Source organism: Kitasatospora sp. NBC_01250, from assembly GCF_036226465.1.
GTDB lineage: Bacteria > Actinomycetota > Actinomycetes > Streptomycetales > Streptomycetaceae > Kitasatospora.
In genome coordinates this window covers 8849868-8868012 of record NZ_CP108476.1, presented here as the reverse complement: position 1 = coordinate 8868012, position 18145 = coordinate 8849868, and the positions used below count along the sequence as shown (strand labels likewise).

Sequence of the window (18145 nt, the reverse complement as noted above, 5' to 3'; positions counted from 1 at the left end):
AACACCTTCGAACGCCGTCACGAGCACCGCGCCGGCCGGGGCGATCGTCCTGCCGATGACCGTCAGCGGAGTCGACCACGCCGTGGCCGAAGCGCACGGCTTCAAGGTGGTGACCGAGCCCGACGGCACTGAGCGCGCGGTGCCCACCGCTTCGGCGACCAACCCGGACGGAACCCCTTACCGCGCCGGGATCCGCCCCCTGAACCAGATCGACGGCGACTGTGGCGACTCCTACCTCTGGATCCACTCGGTGGGCGGCTACAACTCGGAGATCGAAACGGGCTTCGACCTCGGCACGGGCGCGGTGGCCTACCACTGGCAGGTCAACCGGTCCGATAATTGGGGCTCGGACAGCCACTCGTGGGGCGGCGGTCTCGGGGTCGACGAGCATTGGCACGGCGAGTGGGACATCCACAGCGGCGGTGCCACCTGGGAGACGGCCGGCGTCGTCGCCAGCAGCGATGTCCTGCTGTGGGACGGCGAGCTCTGCCACACCGGCGCCCCCAGCGACACCACCTGGGTCTTCTGACACAAGGGAGCGCAACCTATGACGGCAGCACCGAGCACGGCATGGTCGGTCACGCTGGACTACTCACACGACATAGCCTTCGCCCTCGCCATCCGTGACGCGCTTGGCTTTACCGACCCGCTCGGCCTGCCGCCGATCGACCCGCCTCTGCCGCTGACGCCGCTTCAGGACACGGTCCCCGAGATCGAGTCACGGTGGCAAGCGTGGTGGGAGTTCGCTCTGGCATCACCGGGCCACGAGTCCAACGCCGCGCAGAGCCTTCACGGCCCCCTCGGCGCCCTCGTCCGACGCCACTCCACCGAACTCCTGGCCTGGAGCTCCCAGCGGAAGAGGGAACTGGCGAAACTGAGCCGGACCGCCCCGGGACAGCCACGCACCCGCCTGGCCGACGCCATCCACGAACACGTACGGAAAACCGGAAACCAATTCCCGGAATTTCATCTGACGATCATCGCCATCCCGGTTGCCGGAACAACGTTCACACCGGTCAACAAGAGCAGCGCCATCGTAGCCAGCATCGAGCTGATGCGAGACCGAAACGCATATTTCTCCAAAATCATCGAACACCTCGTGGGGACCTAGCTCATCCCTTTGAAAGCGGCGACCACAGCGACCGTGATCCGACCAGGTCACGAACAACAGCCCGCCGTGACCCCGTGCTGATCTGGTGCCATGGAGCCCGATGGCGGCCCTCTGCAATCCGGGGGCCGCCATCGGCACGTCGCTGCCCGGTAATGCGCCGTCGCTGCGTAGCCAGGCTGGGCTCTCGGACGATCGCCATTGAGCCCGGAGGAGCCACGTGGCCGGGCCAGGGGCGTAGCCGGGGAGGAGGCTCGCGGTCCGGGAACGGTCGCTTCCATCACGATCGCGTGCGTCGCGCCGACCATCCGTGCGGGCACGGGCCCGCGCCAGCGCACCGGCTGGCCTGGCATCCGGCCCGGCATCGACTGGCCCCTCTCTTCCGCGGCTCTCGCGCGGAAGGAGGTGTCGTCGCGCGAGAAGGGCTTGCCCATAGGCCCTGACCTGCGGATACGGCGGCACCAGCCGCCAGGCGGCTGCACCCTTCGGTTCACCCCTCCAGGCACCGGTGGGACGGTGTGGCACCCACCCGGATGCCACACCGTCCTACGTCATCCGCTTCCGGGGCCAGATCGGTCCTGATCCGTGTCACCCGGGCTGTGACGCATCCACTCGAACTCCAACCGCGCCTGGTCCGTACAGGTGCACGGTTCGAGAACGGCATCCTCGTCGAGCGCGAGGAGCAGGCCGCTTGATCGACTGACGGAGCCACCGGCCGGGCCATGGCCAAGCCGTCCAGCTGCACAGATCCTGGCCTATGCCCAGTCGAGTTGAATCGGGGCGCCGAGAGCTAGTGCCGCGTCAGGCAACCTTCGCCCCGTCGCGACGCCCGGCACGCACTCTCGCCGCACCGGCCGAAAGCCCAAGTACGTCCAGTACGAGGACTTCCGGCCGGCACGCCGACAGCACGCACCGGACGCCGCTCCTTGACAGGCAAAGGCTGCCTGACGCGGCACTAGGTGCGACTGGACTACCGGCCCAGCGTCCCATGGCGTCACGGGGTGGCCGACGGCAGGGCAGGTGCCGCCTTTGCGGCGGTGGCCACGGTCGGGTCGGCGAGCAGCTTGGCGTACTGCTGCTGGAGCAGGGCGGTCATGACCGCCCGGTCGACGGCCTTGCTCGGCTGCCAGTAGCTGACGTCGATGGCGATGTTGCCGATGACGGCGTAACTCTCGGTCAGGATGTCCCCGTTGCTGTCGAGGTCGCGGTGGTCGTAGGCGATGGTGTCGCCGCTGTTCGGGATCGGGTAGGTGCCGGCGGCGTCCGCCTTGTCGCCGGCGCTGCTCTGGTGGCCGAGGGTGTAGCTCTGTGCGCCGGTCGCGGTGGCGAACTGGGCCAGTACGATGTCGGCTTCCTGGCCGTCGCTGGTGTTCCAGTTCTCCCGGACCGCGTACTGGAAGCCACGGGTGGTCTGCTTGTCGATGACGCCCTGCCGGTCGGCCTGCGCGTAGCGGATCGCGAACTGGTTGAGCGTCAGGATGCCACTCGGCCCGGTCTGGTCGTCGGCCTGCCACGGCTTGGAGGCGGCGGGCGGCGCCACCAGGTCGCCCAGCAGGCGGTTCTGGTCGGCCGGGGCCGCTGCGGCCGCCGTGGTACCGGCCGGGGCGGGCGCAGCCGACGTGGTGCCGGGGGCGGGTGCGACCGACGTGGTGCCGGCGGGCAGCGGCGAGGGGGTGGTGACGTTCCCGGTCAACCGTGCCTGCTGGGCGCGGGCGAGTTGGGCCAGCCCGCCCGAGTCGGGCTGGCCGGGGGTGTAGTAGTGCACGTCGGCGGCGATGTTGCCAACGGAGAACCAGGCGCTCTGGCGGATGTTCCCCACGGTGTCCACCGCGCCGGCGGTCCACGTCTCGCCCCCGGATATGCCCGGCAGCGAGCCCAGCGGCCGCTGCGGCTTCTCCTCGTTCGCCGTCGCCTGCGACACGCCGCTGACGAAGTCCTGCGCGCCGTCGGACCTGGTGAACTGGAGCAGGAAGACGTCGGCCGAGGTGCCGTCCGGTGCGTCCCAGTTCACCTCCGCGGCGGACTTGAAACCCCGGTCGGTCATGCTCCGCTTCTCGTCGGACCGGTCACCGGCCTTGATCACGCCGTCGACGAACTGGTCGAGCGTCAGGATGCCGTCAGGCGACAGCGTTCCCTGGGCGAACGGCTTCGACCCGGCCGGCGCGGTGACCAGCTCGCTCTTCAACTGCTCCGGCGGCAGCGTCTTCAACTGGCCGGACAGGGCCTGGCATCCGCTGAGAGACTTGAGGCTGGCGAGTACGACGGCGACGACGGCGAACGAGATACCGCCCCTGAAACGGCGGGCAGGGCTGGACTGTTGAGACACCATGAACCAATCGGGAGCAACGAGCACAGGAACGTGAAGATCACCTGACAGTCTGACGGAGAAAGATCACATCTCCGTCGCGAGCCGATCAAGGTGTCGACCGCCCGAACCAGCGCACCTCCCGGGACCGCCCCCAGCAGTGGTGAGAGGAAGCGGGCGCACCGGAGGACGCGGACGGCTGCTGGGTGGATTGGACGGTGACCACTCGTCTGCTGGGGGAAGCGGCCCTCCCGGTCTGGGTCGGCCGGGACGGCGGGGGGGGCATTGCGGAGCGGCGAGCGGATCAGCAGGCGACGTTCCTGGCCGGCCGGCGGAGCGGCGGCCAGGGGACCAGCTCCAGGCGCACGCTCTGCCGCCCGATCGGCCTCCCGGCGGTGCGGACCGTCGCCTGCTTGCGCGGCCACGAGCCGGGCCGAAAGGTCGGATCGTCACCGAGGCCGGTGCGGTTCGCGGGGGCGGCCAGCGTGGCGCCGACGGCGAGGCAGGCCGGCAGGCGGCGGTAGGAGCAGCTCCAGCGCGGCCTGCACAACACTCATCAGACGTACCCGAATGCCAACGACGGCTGCCCGGACGAACGGGGCCGGCTGCGTGTGTACGACGACGCCATGCTCAGCCTGCCCACCGACGTGCAGTAGGCGACGTTCGGTAGGCACTGCGACGTCCGATGGCGCGGTGCTCGGACCCGCAGACGAGGGCGGCCCCGCCGGCACCCGGCACGGCGGCTGCGAGGACGGTGGCGACCAGGACGGTACTGGGCCACTTCGAAGCCGTGCCGCCTCGCCTGCGCCACGGTCTGCGGGATCAGGCGTCAGCGGCGGCCGCTGGCCAGGATGACGAGGAACTGGCCGCCGCCCGCCTCGATGTCGGCGGTCACCGGCAGCCCTGGTACCAGCCGGGAGAACCGGTCCACCAGCCAATCCGCCGCCTCTTGGGCGTCCTGCCTGGTCGGACAGCGGCCCACCATCTCGCGGCCCCCCTTGCGCTCCAGCCTCCCCGCAACGGTGATCAGCGGCGCGGGTTCGACCACGTACAGACGGTCCGGCCAGGCGATGACCACCTTGACCGCGCCCTTGCGGGTGTTGCACCCGCGGTGCGCGAGCCGCTCGGCGACCTTGGCCTTCCGGTCGGTGGTCCGGCTGTCGACGCTGGGCCCTCGCGGGTCGTTCACCGACTTGTCGGGGTCGACCGGCTCGTCGCACACCCAGCACCGCCAGCCGTCACGCTCGGCCACATCATCAAGGAGACTCACCCGAGCAAACTAGCCTGCCCGGTCGCCGTCCCGCGAACCGGGGCCTCGGCAGAGTCCCGACACCGACAGACCATGCTGCAGATCCTGGCCATGACATCCGCGAAGCCTTCCCCGTCCCCGCCACCTGCCTGATCACCCACCGACACGTCCAACGTCCCTGACAGGCCCTCGATGCCGACGCTCATCGATGAGCAGGTGGTGCGCGCCCACGCCCTTCCAGGGTACGGACGCGCACCACCTGGGACGGGGTGAGGGGGCTCACGGGACGAGATTCCGAGAGGAGCGTGCGGTGCCTGACCTGTCCCCTTGCGTTCCGTCCCTGCCGAAGTGCCCTTCGCCGGTGCGGACAGCGCCGTACCGGCGCTCGGCATGAGTGCTGATGAGCGCCTGGTGGTACTCGGTGCGATCACCCACCTCGTGGCGGGGGCAGGCTACGTGGCGTTGAGCGGTCTGACGGCCAGTCGGGCGCCGATCCGGCGTCGGGAGATCGGGACCGGGCCGGGTGCCGCGCTCAATCTGGCCGACTCGCTGGTCGAGTGCTCCGCGCGGGAGTTCGGCGAGCAGCACCCGCACACCTTGGCGGATCCTGGCGCTGCTGTGCATGAGCTGCCCCTCGTCACGGTGCGTCGGATGCGACGGCCAGCCTGCGCAACGGTCCTCGCGCGGCCCCGCCCCGCGCGCCACGCCCGCCGACTGGTCTCGCACGACCTGGCACGAGCGGTACCGGACCGGGGCAGCCTGCTGACCGCCCGTCAGCAAAGTGCTGCTCGCCACGGGTGAACAGCACCCGCGGCGAGCGGGAATGGCGAGGGCTGGCTGGATTGCTAGTCATCAGCCACATTCGGGTTCTGCGGTCGCTCATCGCCCGCCTTCACGCGGCGGCCCTTGCCGCGTGGTCCGATGACGACCGTCTTCATGGTCACCTTGGGGTGGTTCCTGGCGTAGTAGCCACCGCTCCAGACGTCGTGGAAGGACGCCGTCGAAGCGATGGTGTACGTCCTGGGGTCCGGGGTGGTCTGTCCGCTGCCGGCGAATGCCTCCAGGGTCAGGGTGTCGGCTCCGTCCACCCCCACGACCGCCGCCGCGTGGTACTGCGACATCTCCTCCTCGCCGGGGTTCATGGCGACCATCACGTAGGCCTGGCCGACCACCGGAGCCGCGCGGCGGTCCGGCTCCCCCTTGAAGTCCGCCGCGCGCTCGCGGTTCGACTCGTCCGACACGCCGAAGGCCTTGGTGCCGTCGTTCGTACGGATGTTGCTGTTCGCACCGTCGCCCAGTTCTCCGACGGCGTTGTGCATGATCTCCTCCGCGGTGTGGAGGCAGTCGTCCAGGATCTCCCGGGCAAGCTGGTACTCCTGGTAGTTGCCGGTGCCGAAGAGGTCCTGCGGTTCCGTCGTGGTACGCCGCAGCGCCGGGGAGACGTTCGCGGCCGGTGTCCCGGCTTTCACCCAGACCGAGTCCGGTTCATCGGCGACGACTGCGAACAGCCCGCCGGCCGACACCTTCATGGCCTGCTCGGTCTGGGAGTCCTGATCCGCCCAGCGCTGGACCGCCAGCCCCGGTGTCCGGTCGGCGCGCTGCACGGTGCTCTCCCGCACCGGCACCGCACCGCCCATCACCCGGCGGGCGGTGCTTTCCGCCTCCCGCTCGAAGCGGTCGGCGGGATCGGAGACCCGAAGCCCGTCGCCGGTGTCGGAGCCGGCCACCGGCCCCTGACGCTGCTGGATGACGTGCGTGAGCTCATGGGCAAGGGTGTGCCTGTCCGCACCGCCCGCACCGATCACCACGTGGTGCCCGGAGGTGTAGGCGCGAGCTCCGACACCGGCCGCGGATGCCTTCGCCGCCCCGTCGTCGTGGATCCGCACATCGGAGAAGTCGGCGCCGAAGCGACTCTCCATCTCGGTACGGGTACCGTCGTCGAGCGGCCGCCCAGGAGATCGCAGCACGTCGTGAACCGCTGAACGCTGCACCGCTTCCGGCCCGTCCGACGAACCCAGGCGGCCGGCCTGTCGCAGCCGCTGCACGACCGCGGCGTTCCCGACGGTCGCCTGAAGCCGGAGAAGGTCAGGAGACTGCTCCCCGCGGGCTGCCGAGGCGCCGCGGGGCGCCGGGTCGGCCTCCTTCTTTCCGGTGTCCCTGGCATTCGCATGGCCGCGCACAGCGCCTCCTCCGGGGTGGAATGACGTCCTCCTCCTGGATACGCCGAACCTGGGTCTGCTGTCAGGGCCGCAGGGGCAGAGTGCGGTGCCTGCGAGGGCAGAGCGGCCCGGCCTGCGCGGGTGCCTGCCGTTCCTTGCTGCTGCGATGGCGTTGGCGGCCCGCAGTTGGTCGCGGCATGGCACCTGCTCGCTCCCGGTGGCCGTGTGCAGAGCGTCGGTTGGACCTCCGGCGAGCCGGCTGTCTTCCCTCCGTACGCGACGGTCGGCCCTGCCAGGTCGCTGACCTCCTTCGTCATCGAGGGCGACGCCGGCGCGGAGCTGGCGGTGCTGGCCGGGCTGGTCGCGGAGGGGACGCTGGCCGTGGAGACCGGTTGGCTGGGCGCCTGGGAGCGCTTCGCCGAGGCAGCCGAGGCGCTCCGCGGGCGTCGGGTCACCGGAAAGGCCGTTCTGGAGGTACGGCGCAGCGCCCCCGCAACGTGACCGGCCCGGAGCAAGGGACCCGGGTTGTCCGCGGTCGCTGCGGTGTCACTCAGCGGGACGCGGCACTCTCCCGGAACCGACGAAGGAGCTCGCGCGCCGGAGCACTCGCGGGATCGAAGGTCTGGCGAGCCAGGTTCGGGGTGACGGCCTGGCCGTAGAACCACGCCGCGTGGCAGTGGAAGCAGAAGGCGATCTCGAAGAGGACCTGACCCGAGAAGACCTGGCCCGGACCGGTGTGGGCACGGACTGCGAAGCCCGGGGAGAAGCACCGCGTCCTGGTGCTCGCGGGGAGGCCAGCGACGAGCGCGAGGACCTCCTGCGCATCGTCCCAGAGCCCGACGGTCTCGCCGGGGACGGTATCCGTCCACTGGTACCAGCCGTGTGGCTCGGTGATCCGGACGGCCTCGACGAGCTCGACGAGGTCGGCGGTGGTGGGAAGCAGCACCCGGCCAGTCTTCCGCAACCGGTCGCGTGGCAACCAGCGGGTTTCTGTGCTTGCCCGGTACGAGCTTCTGGTGGGAGGACTTCGAGCTTCTGGTGGGAGGATCCAGCAGGCACGCCACCCACGACGTGTGATCGTGCCGAAGCGGACCGGTCGGAAGCACGCCCGGCATCCACGAACACCGTGATCATCAAGGGAAGTGGCTACGAAGTGACTGGCGAGTCCGTCGAGTACACGTCGCCGTGCCCGGACTGCGCCGCAGCGCTGACCTGCTCCGGCGGGCAGGAGCTCGTCGGCAGCACGTTGGAGTGGAGCATCGAATACCACTGCCCGACCTGTGGGTGGGCACTGGCCGATTGCGGCCGAGGCGACCTCCCCGATTCCCTCCGAGGGCGGCTTCTGGCTGAACACGGGCCCGCTCGGCTGCAGCTCGCCGACCCCGCAGCAGGCGCCGTCACCGTGATGAAGGTGCTCCGCGCCGAACTGGGCGGCGACCTGGCCCACGCCAAGGCAACCCTGCACCGGATCCGGACCGGCACATACGTGGGAACCCTCGCGGAGAGGGCTCTGCTGGCCATGCGCCTGCAGGACGCCGGGATCGAGCCGCTGATCACCCGCCCGCGAGTCACGCAGCCGTAGTGCGAAGCAGCGAAGTCGAGCAGCAATCAACCGGACAGCCAGCAACCTTGACCCTGGACGCCACCTCGCTCAACAGGACGTGGCGTCCAGGGTCGCCCGGCTCCGCGCAGAGCCACGACATCGCAGAGGGGATCACGCACCCCAAGCGTGTCCGAGGTGCCTCCCCCGCTCGTTGGGGCGTCGCTCGTTTCGATGGGCCTGTCAGCCGCGGCTGAGGGCACGCACGACCAGGACGACGATGACGATGAGCACAATGGTGCCGAGCCCTATGTACATGTGACTTTCTCTCCTGTCTCGCCTCGCAAGGCGGCTTGACTGAACGTGGAGCGGCTTCCCCGCTTGCGGTGTGTCATGCCGCGGTACGACGGAAAGGACCTGGCGCTCGGTTGTCCCCTGGGGCACCGCCCAGGTCCTGGCGGGAGACCGGCGGGAGAGGTGTCGAGTGCCTGCGGCGGGGCAGACGGGCGGCGACCGGACCGCTGGACGCGGTCCGGCACAATCGCAGGAGGAATTCAGGTGAGCACACCAGTGCAGTACGCGATCGGCGCCGAGGTCCACTGCCCGGACGGCACCTACGGCCAGCTGAAGCGGGTGGTGATCGAACCGCAGTCGGCGCGGGTCACCCACCTGGTGATCGGTGGCCGTGACGCCACCGACCGGCTGGTGCCCGTCGACATCGTCGACGGGACGGCCAGTGACTCCGAGAACATCCGCCTGTTCCGCGACACGGCGGCCGTCGCCCAGCTCGCCCCCGCCGAGGAGACGGAGTACCTGGCGGGCGCCGATGAGCAGTTCGGCTACGAGCCCGGCCAGTGGCTCGTCATGCCGCCTGCCGGCCTCGGCGGAGGCGGCGCCGTCCCCATGCCGCTGTTGCCCGACAGCGGCGCGCCGCACACGGTCGTCCGCGAGCGGGTACCGGGCGACGAGGTCCAGATCCGCAAGGACGACCGCGTCGTGGCCGACGACGGCGAGGTCGGCCGCGTTCAGGGGCTGCTCGTCGACCCGCGCGACCAAGGCGTGACCCATGTGCTCCTCAAGGAGGGCCACTTGTGGGGCAGGAAGACCGTCGCCATCCCGATCGACGACGTGTCGTGGCAGGCCGGGGTCGTCACGACGCGGCTCAGCAAAGCGCAGCTGGCCGACCTTCCGCCGGTCGACATTGACAGCCGCCCCTGACCCCGGCCGGGAATCCACCAGCCCCGCGGTGCGCGGCCCGGTCAGCGCCGCCTTCGAGTCGGGCGGGCGTGGCGAGGACGGGCAGCCCGCGGCACAAGCGGGGGCGCCGACGGCTCGGGCGGCAGGACGCGGGCGAATCCCGGCAGGAGCCCAGCCGGCGGACGTGACCGCCCGTCGTGCACAGACGCAGGCTCCTGCGGCGAGGCCGAGGTCGCAGCGCTACGTGTCGCGATCCGTGGAGTCAGGAAGAGGAGGTCGATGGGCGAGGTCGTAGGCTTCCTGCGACGCCGACACGTCGCCGAGGTGCGCGATCGACCATTCCTGTAGTGCGCGCAACGGCTCGCGCAGGGTGCGGCCCGCCTCGGTGAGCGTGTACTCGACGCGGACCGGGACTTCGGGGTGGACGGTGCGGAGCACGAGCCCGTCCCGTTCGAGCCCGCGGAGGGTCTGGGTGAGCATCTTCTGCGAGACGCCCTCGATGCGCCGCCGCAACTCCGAGAAGCGGGCGCTGCCGTCCCAGAGGGCGCCCACGATGAGCACCGTCCAACGGTCGCCGATGCGATCCAGGATGTGGCGGGTCGGGCAGTCCGCGCGGTAGGGGCTGCCGCCGGGCACCGGCTCGGCCTGCGTGGTTACCACAAAGTGCCTTCTTCCCGTCAGAGAGCTGCACTCATACGGTAATCACATCGCGTCGCCCGACGCCACCGTCTCGTCGAAAGGCCCCTCGTGTCCCGCATGACCGTCATCGGCGGTACCGGCTATGCCGGTTCGGCCATCGTCGCGGAGGCCGCCGCCCGCGGCCACCGGGTCACCGCACTGAGCCGCTCGCTCCCCGGCGCGCCCGTCCCGAACGTGACCTACGTCCAAGGCGACGCCACCGACGAAGCAACGCTCGCGGCAGTCATCGAGGGCGCGGACTCCGTCGTGGCCGCACTCGCCCCACTCGGCCCGCTGGCCGGCACCTTCCGCGAGGTCCACCGCACCATCGCGCGACTGGCCGATGCCGCAGGCGTGCCCCTGTTCGTCGTCGGCGGCTTCTCCTCGCTGCGTCCGGCCCCCGGGGCGGATCGCTTCGTCACCGACCTCGGCCACATCCCCGCAGCGCTCCACGACGAGATCCGCGCCGGTGCGGCGCTCGTCATCGAGGACCTCCCGGCCACGCCGGCGACCCTCGACTGGGTCTTCGTGAGCCCGGCGCTCGGGTTCGGTGCGCATGTGCCCGGCGAGCGACTCGGCCGCTACCGGCTCGGCGGCGACGTCGCGGTCCAGCCCGACGACGGCGGCGCGATCTCCGCCGCGGACTACGCCCTCGGGTTCGTCGACCTGATGGAGAAGGGCGACCACCACCGGACACAGGTCAACCTCGGCCACTGAGGCGATCCGGTGATCCAGTGGTCCAGCGGTCCAGCGGTCCAGCGGTCCAGCGGTCCAGCGGTCCGGTGATCCCCGCGGGCTCCGGCTCGCCGCAAGGAAGGCATGTTCCCTCATGGATGACGACTGTGAAAAGACGCTCTACCGGGGATTCGGACCCGTTCTCGGGCTGCCGGTCCAGGACGCCCGGGTGGATCTCGCGGCCCTTCCCCCGAATCTCCGGGCGGTAGTGCGGGAGGCGTTCCCGCCGGTGCTCGAGCGGGCGAAGGAGCCGCTGGTCGGCATCACGACGGACGGGCACGTCATACCCGATCTGTTCGCCCTCCAGGACACCGGCTGGGATCCGGGGCCCGCGAGCAGGGCGGCGACCGCCTTCCTCGACGGCCTCACTCCCGCGCAGCGCGGGGAGGTCCTCTTCGCCGTCGACGCGGACGAATGGCGGATGTGGATCAATGCCTTTCCGAACTGGGATCCGCACGGCCTGCGCCTGGAGGACCTCGAGCCCACGCAGCGCGAGCGTGCGCTCGCGGTCCTCGAGGCCTGCTTGTCCGCCAGCGGCTTCTCCGACGCTCGCACGGCGATGAAACTCAACGCCGCGCTCGGCGAACTGATCGGCCAGTACCGCGACACCCTCACCGAATTCAGCTATTCCTTCGCGGTGTTCGGCACCCCCTCGACAACGGAGCCGTGGGGATGGCAACTGTGGGGCCACCACCTCGACGTGCACTGCTTCATCATCGGCCGGCAGATGGTCCTCACCCCGACCTTCATCGGCGCCGAGCCCACCGAGGCCGACCGCGGTACCCACAAGGGCCTGCGCCTGTTCGACGAGCAGCGGACGGCCGGGCTCGACCTGCGGCGCAGCCTGCACCCCGAACAGGCACGTCAGGCCGTTCTCCACCCATCCATCCGGTCGCAGGACCTGCCCGCGGAACTCGCCGACCCGGTCAACGGCAGGCACCTGGGCGGCGCGGCCCAGGACAACCGTGTCATCCCCTACGCCGGGCTGCCGGCCGGTGGGCTCTCCCCCGGGCAACAGGAGTTGCTGCTCCACTTGGTGATGACCTACGCGCAGCGGCTCCCGGACGGTCCCGCCGCCGTGTTCATGGAGAGCGTCGAGCAGCACCTCGACGACACGCACCTCGCCTGGATCGGCGGGAGCGGCGACGACGACGCCTTCTACTACCGCATCCACAGCCCCGTCGTCCTGATCGAATACGACTGCCACCAAGGCGTCTTCCTCGACAACGACCAGCCCGAACCGTTCCACGTCCACACCATCGTGCGCACCCCCAACGGCGGCGACTACGGACGCGACCTGCTGCGCCGACACCTCGCCCACCACCATCCGCAGCAACGCATCGGACGCTGACCACCATCGCGCCCGAAGACCGGGAAGCCGGGAGGCCGGGAGGCCCGGGGTCGCCGTCGCTCAGACATGGCAGTGCACGTCGACCAGGAGTGTGTCGCCCGGCAGGGCCGCCAGGCAGCTGTTGACGTGGTCGTAGCCCGGCGCCGGATCCGGCTCTTCCCGACCCGGAAGCGACGCCCTCGCCCAGGCCATCTGTTGTCTTGACAACAGTTGTCCCGGCATGCAGGCTGGAGGGGTGACAGCATCGAGCAGCGGGCTTCGTGACCACCTCGGCTACTGGCTGCGCCGGCTCTCCGACGAGGTCCACGGCCGGTTCGAGAAGCAACTCGCGGAGCACGGCGTGACCGTCTCCCAGTGGGCGGTCCTCATCACCGTCCACCGCGGCGACGCCACCACCACCCGTGAGGTGGCCCGCTACGTCGACATCGACGTCGGCGCGGTCTCCCGCCTGGTCGACCGGCTGATCGCCAAGGGCCTCATGTCACGCGAGAGCGACCCAGGATCCCGGCGCATCCTGCGGCTCACCCTCACCGACGCCGGTCGCGACCTCGCACCGCGCCTGGCGGAGATCGCCGATCGCAATGACGCCCACTTCTTCGCCCACCTGGCCCCGGCCCAGCGCCTCCAGCTGGAGGACTGGATCCGCCGTCTGGTAGGCGACCCCCATCCCGAGACCCCCGGCTCCGGAAAGGCCCCGTCATGAACACCAGCCCCGCCACCGTTCGCTCGGTGACCAAGACCGTCAGCATCGACCGCGCCGTCGCCGAAGTCTTCGCCTTCCTCGCCGACCCGGCGAACTGGCCCGCCTGGGCCGTCGTCAACGTCAAGGCCATCGAGCCCACCGACGAACCCGACTGGTGGCTGATGACCACGCCGCACGGCCCCGCCAGGCTCCGGATCCGCGGCAACGCCGAACTCGGCCTCCTCGACCACGACTACCTCGACGAGCAGGCGTCCTGGCAGGTCCCCGCTCGCGTCGTCGCCAACGGCACCGGCTCGGAGTTCATGATCACCTTCTTCCAGCCGCCGGCCTTCACCGACACCTACTTCGACGAGCAGATCGCTCTCGTCGACACCGAACTGACCACCCTCAAAAGCATCCTGGAGACCGGCGCGTGACCCTGCCCGTGCCCGCCCGGACCGGAGCCGCCGGCCCAGGGCGGGCAACGGTCAGCCCATTCCCTGGCGGGCCAGGAGTTCGGCGATGCGCTTCGCCGTCTTCTCTCCTGCCCGCTGTTTGATGAGCCCCTCCTTGGCCGCACCACGAACGGACACCGTGGTGCGCTCCGGCCCGTCCTCGCTCAGACCGACGGTGATCAGCACCGGATTCAGGCTCCCGTATCCGCCCCCGACCACCGCTCGGACAGCGCGCGCCCCCGTGGGCCGGGTGTCCTCCGCGTCCAGCAGGTGTCCGGCCCGAGCGAGGACGGCAGCAACGTGTGCGGCGGCGGCATCCAGCGGCATGGCCAGCGACAGGCCGATCTCATGGACGTTCTTCTTCAGGCGCTTCGCCGCGAACGTCGCCCCCCGTCCGCCGCCGAACCCACCACTGCCGGCTCCCAGCGCACCGATCGCAGCAGCCAGGATCTGGTCCTCGTCATCGATCACGGCCGCAGCGTACTCCCCGCCCGGGAGCGCTCACAGAGCCCCCTGCAGTCGGCGTGACCCGTACCGATCGGCCGACGGCCTGATCAAGTCCACACGAAGCGGCGCGAACCGGGGAGAGCCGACGGGCAGCCGCCCGGCCCGGGCAGCCGACCGCGGCTGCTACGCCGGGCGAAGAACGGGGGCGATCCCGGCCAGGAACTCCTGCAGCTGACGAGCCCCCTGGTGGGCCCCAGGAGGTGCACCGGACCCGCAAGACCGCCCAGCTCACCCTGCCCGTCAGCTCCCTGGCGGCTGTCCTCCTGGGCCGCGTACGCCCCTCGGCACTGGCGGCGGCCGGAGCCGTGACCGTCCTCGACCCCAGAGCGCTGCCCGGCCCTGCTCTTCGACCGCGAGGCGGTGCTCTTCGGGGCCGCGACACACGACATCGGGAAGACCGTGCACGTCTCCGAGCTTTCCGGGCCCGGAGCGGCGCACGAGGAGGCCGGACAGGCTCTGCTGCTCGGCTGCGGCGTCGGCCCGGAGCTGTCCCGCTTCGCCGCGACACACGCGTCGTGGACAGCGTCGCGTGCCGGCTTGGAGGACCTCCTGGTGAGCCTCGCCGACAAGATCTGGAAGAACAAGCGCGTCGCCGACCTGGAGGATCTCGTCGTTGCCCGGCTGGCCGAAGCGACCGGCCGGGCGGCCTGGGAGGAGTTCGTCGCACTCGACGACGTCCTGTCCCGCATCGGCGATGACGCCGACGGTCGCCTGTCGTTCCAGGCATCCTTCCCGATCCACGGCTGACAGACGGTAAGCCCGCACACGGCGCCGAGTGCAGCGTGTGCGGCCTCGGCCGGCCACCCCGGCTCTGCAGCCGGCGGTGGTGTCCGCGGACACCACCCGGGTGTCCGAGAACGTCCGAAAACCAGCGCAGCCCTTGCCACCGTGATCATCCGCTGAAAACATCGCTCCGCCCGGCCACACCCCGGCGGAGCCGTCCGCCGCTGCGTGTGCCGGGTACCGACAGGAACCGACAACAGGGGGAACCCCACACCATGCTGTCTCGCCGTACTTCGCTGCGGACCGCCGTCGCCGTCCTCGGCGCGGGGACCGTGCTCGCCCTGACCATGTCCTCGCCGGCCTTCGCCGTCGAGGGCGATTTCCAGATGCCCAGCACCCCGAACTGCGACGCCGTGCAGAAGATCGAGCCGCGGCTCTACACCGACGGCCAGTACCACGACTTCCAGGCCATCGACCCGACCAGGACCAACGGCCACTGCGAGTTCCTGATCTGGGACAGCAGCAACGGCAGGCCGGTGTACGACTCCATCAGCGGCTCCCAGTCCCCGTGGATCTACGACGGCCCGGGCCACTCCGTCCGGACCGAGATCATCGACCACCTCGGCGGCAAGCTCTCCTGGGGCATCTACAACTGACCCCGGATGAGGCCGGGGAGGCGTACGTCTCCCCGGCCGGCCCCGACGACTCCGCCACCTGCACCGCCACGTGGGAACACCCGACCGGTTCCCGGAGAGTTCGGCTGGATCGAGGAGTCCTCCCCGGTCCGCGTGATCACAGAGCGTCGCAACTCCACGATCACCGATCCCTGCGCCCACCTTCCACCGACTGAATGATTTTCATACCGCACGCCGTCAGCACACCGCGCCGCAGCCCCGCTCCCGGAGTCCGGACTCCTACCATGCGCCGTGAGCGCCCCGCGAAGCGGGGCTTCCGACTCCAGAACGGCTGGGCGAATGAGATCGAGGATCCGTCATCGGGTTCGGGCCTGGGCCACCGTCGGCGCCACACTCGCGGTCGTGGCGGGTACAGCTGCCGCCGCACCTGCGGAGCACCCGCACAGCGGCTTCGGGCCCGACATCACGGCGATCATGGACAAACCCGCGTACGAGCACGCGCAGTGGAGTGTGCTGGAGATCGACCCCGCGAGCGGGCGGGTCATCCACTCCACGTACCCCGACCAGTTCTTCATGCCGGGTTCGACCATCAAGCTGATCACCATCTCCGGCGCCTGGCACGCCCTCGGCCCGGACCACCGCTTCACCACGCCGGTGAACGCTGTCGGCCACCTCGACGGGTCGACCCTCACCGGGAACCTGGCGCTCGTCGCCCAAGGCGATCTCACCATGGGCGGCCGGACGAAGCCGGACGGGTCGGTGGACTTCACCTCCATCGACCACACCTATGCCGACGACATCCCGGGCGCCACCCTCACGCCCGAGGACCCGCTCGCCGGCCTGGACCAGATCGCCCACCAGGTCCACGACTCGGGCATCACCACGGTCGACGGCGATGTGGTCATCGACCCGCGGCTGTTCACGCCCCCGCCGATCAGCCCCCAGCCGACGCCCCTCATCATCAACGACAACGTCATCGACCTGCTGAGCACGCCGACCTCCCCCGGTCAGCCCGCCCAGCTGAGCTGGCGCCCGCAGGTCGCGCCGTACCAGGTCACCTCCAACGTCCAGACGGTGGAGGCCGGTGGCACCACCGACATCCAGGTCTCCACGTCCCCCGACGGCACGGCGATCACGCTCTCCGGCACGATCGCCGCCGACGCCCAGCCCACCCTGAAGAACTCCCAGATCCAGGACCCCAATGCCTTCGGGCGCACCGCCCTGATCGAGGCCCTGGGCCGCGCAGGGGTCACCGTCACCGCCCCACCGACCGGGCCCAACCCGGAGAACACGCTGCCCGCCTCGTACACCGGCGATCCCCAGGTCGCCGCCTTGGTCTCGCCGCCGTACCGCGACTACGCCAAGCTGATCCTGAACGTCAGCCACAATCTCGGCGCCAACCTGGCCCTGTGCAACATGGCCGTGAGCCGCGGCAGCACGAACTGCTTCGACGGCTTCCCGGTCATCCACGACTTCCTCACCCGGACGGCGAACGTCGACCCGACCCAGTTCCAGATGGCGGACGGACGCGGTGACGTCCCCGTCGACCGCGTCACGCCCACCGGGCTCAACCAGTTGCTCGCATACTGGCTGCGCACCCCCGACGCGGACGCGTTCCGCACCTCACTGCCGATCCTCGGTGTGTCCGGCACGGGCGCCCTCTTCTGCACCAGCGACTGCCCGGCCAAGGGCAAGGTCTTCGCCAAGCCCGGCACCATCATCGGCTTCGACCAGCTCAACCAACAGGTCGCCGTCAACGCGCAGACGTACGCGGGCTACCTGCAGGCGGACGACGGCCACCTCTACACCTTCTTCGTCGGCGTCAACGGCGCGGCGGCACCGAACATCCAGGGGTTCTTCGACGTCAACGACGACGTCGACGAGATCGCCGTCCTCCTCCAGCAGGAGGCATGCGCAGAACACAGCCCCGACCGCCCGCGCCACACGGCCGACACGTCCGCGAGCAGGCTTCTCTCCCGGATCATTCGTCCGTAGCGCGGCCAGAGCTGCCGCCCGCCTGGCGGGTGTCGCGCCGTCCGGAGGGCAACCGGGCGGCGCGACGCCTCACGACAGGGCGAAGGCCCGCTGGTCCGGCCCCGGCAGGAGTGTCACGCCACGGGTGCGAGACGCAGCTGCTGCGGGGCGGACCGCAGGTGTGCCGAGAGGTCCGGCAGGGGGGCGGTGTCACCCGCGGTGAACCACACCAGGACGTCCTCGCCCGCCCGTACCGGCAGGGCGGGGAAGGTGTTCTCCGCGTGTTCGGTGCGGTGCACCGCCAAGGGCGGTGTCAGGGCGGCCAGCTCCGGGCGCAGCTGCCGCTCGAAGTGGTCGGCGAAGGCAGCCGTGTCGAGGGGGTGGCAGATGGTCGCGACGACCGGTCCGCTGCTGTCCGGGGCGGTGAAGCCCGGGCCGCGCAGCAGGAGAACGTCGTCCGAGTCCAGCATGGTCGCGTTGGCGGCCTGCCCGTGCTCCTGCCAGACGGGGCCGTAGTAGAAGGCGTGCAGTGCTCGTTCGCGGGTCGCCATGTCCGGGAAGCCGCGCAGCCAGACGAAGCGGTCCGGGTCGTCCAGGTCACGGAACCGGCCGCCGACGGTGATACCCACCGCCTGCTGCCCCGTCACGAACTCCCGCTCGAAGAGGTCGATCAGGGTGTCGCGGGCGCCTGGGCGCAGGGTGTACTGGCGCAGTTCGACAATGCTCATGAGGGCGTCGGCGATACTGCGGTCGGCCACGTCCGAGGAACTGTGGCGGAAGTCGACATCGTTCATGGCCGCAGGCTAGAACCGGTCCACTGACATCTTCTGTCAGTGGATACTGGCAG

At 70.4% G+C, this 18145-nt stretch carries 19 protein-coding genes and 1 pseudogene; 12 read left to right on the top strand and 8 right to left on the bottom strand.

Annotated features, from left to right (window positions below; translation table 11 throughout):
- The first annotated feature begins 55 nt into the window (after positions 1 to 55).
- The gene (locus OG500_RS37395) at positions 56 to 529 is read left to right on the top strand and encodes a hypothetical protein (protein ID WP_329587115.1); all 474 of its coding nucleotides are present in this window, start codon (positions 56 to 58) and stop codon (positions 527 to 529) included.
- A gap of 18 nt (positions 530 to 547) precedes the next feature.
- Entirely contained in the window at positions 548 to 1111 is a 564-nt protein-coding gene (locus OG500_RS37390; protein ID WP_329587112.1) for a hypothetical protein, read from the top strand.
- Positions 1112 to 2102: 991 nt separating this feature from the next.
- Here OG500_RS37390 and OG500_RS37385 read toward each other — a convergent pair.
- From OG500_RS37385 to OG500_RS37370, 4 genes are all read right to left on the bottom strand, one after another.
- Positions 2103 to 3437, bottom strand: a complete 1335-nt coding sequence (locus OG500_RS37385) for a hypothetical protein (protein ID WP_329587110.1) — start codon at positions 3435 to 3437, stop codon at positions 2103 to 2105.
- Between the two features lie 280 nt (positions 3438 to 3717).
- Positions 3718 to 3966: a hypothetical protein gene (locus OG500_RS37380; RefSeq protein ID WP_329587107.1), complete on the bottom strand. Its 249-nt coding sequence runs from the start codon at positions 3964 to 3966 to the stop codon at positions 3718 to 3720.
- Between the two features lie 276 nt (positions 3967 to 4242).
- Positions 4243 to 4683, bottom strand: a complete 441-nt coding sequence (locus tag OG500_RS37375) for a hypothetical protein (protein WP_329587104.1) — start codon at positions 4681 to 4683, stop codon at positions 4243 to 4245.
- A gap of 824 nt (positions 4684 to 5507) precedes the next feature.
- Complete coding sequence (locus OG500_RS37370) at positions 5508 to 6842, bottom strand: eCIS core domain-containing protein (RefSeq protein ID WP_329587100.1); 1335 nt, start codon at positions 6840 to 6842, stop codon at positions 5508 to 5510.
- A 120-nt stretch (positions 6843 to 6962) separates the two neighbouring features.
- Between OG500_RS37370 and OG500_RS37365 the strand changes: the two genes are divergently transcribed.
- Positions 6963 to 7322, top strand: coding sequence for a zinc-binding dehydrogenase (locus OG500_RS37365; protein ID WP_329587097.1), 360 nt, complete (start codon positions 6963 to 6965; stop codon positions 7320 to 7322).
- A 49-nt stretch (positions 7323 to 7371) separates the two neighbouring features.
- On the opposite strand, the gene OG500_RS37360 is transcribed toward OG500_RS37365, so the two are convergent.
- Entirely contained in the window at positions 7372 to 7767 is a 396-nt protein-coding gene (locus tag OG500_RS37360; protein WP_329587094.1) for a hypothetical protein, read from the bottom strand.
- A 180-nt stretch (positions 7768 to 7947) separates the two neighbouring features.
- On the opposite strand from OG500_RS37360, the gene OG500_RS37355 reads away from it, so the two are divergent.
- Both OG500_RS37355 and OG500_RS37350 read left to right on the top strand, forming a co-directional pair.
- Positions 7948 to 8403, top strand: coding sequence for a hypothetical protein (locus OG500_RS37355; protein ID WP_329587091.1), 456 nt, complete (start codon positions 7948 to 7950; stop codon positions 8401 to 8403).
- Positions 8404 to 8931: 528 nt separating this feature from the next.
- Positions 8932 to 9579, top strand: coding sequence for a PRC-barrel domain-containing protein (locus OG500_RS37350; protein ID WP_329587088.1), 648 nt, complete (start codon positions 8932 to 8934; stop codon positions 9577 to 9579).
- Between the two features lie 219 nt (positions 9580 to 9798).
- Here OG500_RS37350 and OG500_RS37345 read toward each other — a convergent pair whose 3' ends face one another.
- Positions 9799 to 10218 carry a winged helix-turn-helix transcriptional regulator gene (locus OG500_RS37345; protein ID WP_327071329.1) on the bottom strand — a complete coding sequence of 140 codons (420 nt, stop codon included), beginning with the start codon at positions 10216 to 10218 and terminating at the stop codon, positions 9799 to 9801.
- Positions 10219 to 10314: 96 nt separating this feature from the next.
- Here OG500_RS37345 and OG500_RS37340 point away from each other — a divergent pair, with 96 nt between their 5' ends.
- The 4 genes from OG500_RS37340 to OG500_RS37325 all read left to right on the top strand — a co-directional run bounded on the left by OG500_RS37340 (position 10315) and on the right by OG500_RS37325 (position 13441).
- A complete protein-coding gene (locus OG500_RS37340; protein WP_329587085.1) occupies positions 10315 to 10953 on the top strand; it encodes an NAD(P)-dependent oxidoreductase in 639 nt (212 codons plus the stop codon).
- A 112-nt stretch (positions 10954 to 11065) separates the two neighbouring features.
- Entirely contained in the window at positions 11066 to 12322 is a 1257-nt protein-coding gene (locus tag OG500_RS37335) for a DUF3500 domain-containing protein (protein WP_329587083.1), read from the top strand.
- Between the two features lie 235 nt (positions 12323 to 12557).
- Positions 12558 to 13025 carry a MarR family winged helix-turn-helix transcriptional regulator gene (locus OG500_RS37330; RefSeq protein WP_327071326.1) on the top strand — a complete coding sequence of 156 codons (468 nt, stop codon included), beginning with the start codon at positions 12558 to 12560 and terminating at the stop codon, positions 13023 to 13025.
- Complete coding sequence (locus OG500_RS37325) at positions 13022 to 13441, top strand: hypothetical protein (RefSeq protein WP_329587080.1); 420 nt, start codon at positions 13022 to 13024, stop codon at positions 13439 to 13441. Before OG500_RS37330 ends, OG500_RS37325 begins: the two co-directional genes overlap by 4 nt.
- 51 nt (positions 13442 to 13492) lie before the next feature.
- Here OG500_RS37325 and OG500_RS37320 read toward each other — a convergent pair whose 3' ends face one another.
- Positions 13493 to 13930 carry a hypothetical protein gene (locus OG500_RS37320; RefSeq protein ID WP_327071324.1) on the bottom strand — a complete coding sequence of 146 codons (438 nt, stop codon included), beginning with the start codon at positions 13928 to 13930 and terminating at the stop codon, positions 13493 to 13495.
- A 363-nt stretch (positions 13931 to 14293) separates the two neighbouring features.
- Here OG500_RS37320 and OG500_RS37315 point away from each other — a divergent pair.
- From OG500_RS37315 to dacB, 3 genes and pseudogenes are all read left to right on the top strand, one after another.
- A pseudogene (locus OG500_RS37315) lies at positions 14294 to 14713 on the top strand (phosphohydrolase); the annotation flags it as partial.
- Between the two features lie 251 nt (positions 14714 to 14964).
- Positions 14965 to 15345 (top strand): hypothetical protein, encoded by a 381-nt coding sequence (locus tag OG500_RS37310; protein ID WP_327071323.1) that lies wholly within the window; start codon positions 14965 to 14967, stop codon positions 15343 to 15345.
- A 381-nt stretch (positions 15346 to 15726) separates the two neighbouring features.
- Complete coding sequence (dacB, locus tag OG500_RS37305) at positions 15727 to 17319, top strand: D-alanyl-D-alanine carboxypeptidase/D-alanyl-D-alanine endopeptidase (protein ID WP_329587077.1); 1593 nt, start codon at positions 15727 to 15729, stop codon at positions 17317 to 17319.
- Between the two features lie 113 nt (positions 17320 to 17432).
- On the opposite strand, the gene OG500_RS37300 is transcribed toward dacB, so the two are convergent.
- On the bottom strand, positions 17433 to 18092 hold the full coding sequence (locus tag OG500_RS37300; RefSeq protein WP_329587074.1) for an NIPSNAP family protein: 660 nt from the start codon (positions 18090 to 18092) through the stop codon (positions 17433 to 17435).
- Positions 18093 to 18145 lie beyond the last annotated feature (53 nt).

Excerpts from the sequence above, each read along its gene's own strand:
- OG500_RS37390 (WP_329587112.1), top strand. The coding sequence starts at position 548 with ATGACGGCAGCACCGAGCACGGCATGGTCGGTCACGCTGGACTACTCA.
- OG500_RS37325 (WP_329587080.1), top strand. The coding sequence starts at position 13,022 with ATGAACACCAGCCCCGCCACCGTTCGCTCGGTGACCAAGACCGTCAGC.
- OG500_RS37340 (WP_329587085.1), top strand. The coding sequence starts at position 10,315 with ATGACCGTCATCGGCGGTACCGGCTATGCCGGTTCGGCCATCGTCGCG.
- OG500_RS37335 (WP_329587083.1), top strand. The coding sequence starts at position 11,066 with ATGGATGACGACTGTGAAAAGACGCTCTACCGGGGATTCGGACCCGTT.
- OG500_RS37395 (WP_329587115.1), top strand. The coding sequence starts at position 56 with ATGACCGTCAGCGGAGTCGACCACGCCGTGGCCGAAGCGCACGGCTTC.
- OG500_RS37310 (WP_327071323.1), top strand. The coding sequence starts at position 14,965 with ATGCTGTCTCGCCGTACTTCGCTGCGGACCGCCGTCGCCGTCCTCGGC.
- OG500_RS37385 (WP_329587110.1), bottom strand. The coding sequence starts at position 3,437 with ATGGTGTCTCAACAGTCCAGCCCTGCCCGCCGTTTCAGGGGCGGTATC.
- OG500_RS37300 (WP_329587074.1), bottom strand. The coding sequence starts at position 18,092 with ATGAACGATGTCGACTTCCGCCACAGTTCCTCGGACGTGGCCGACCGC.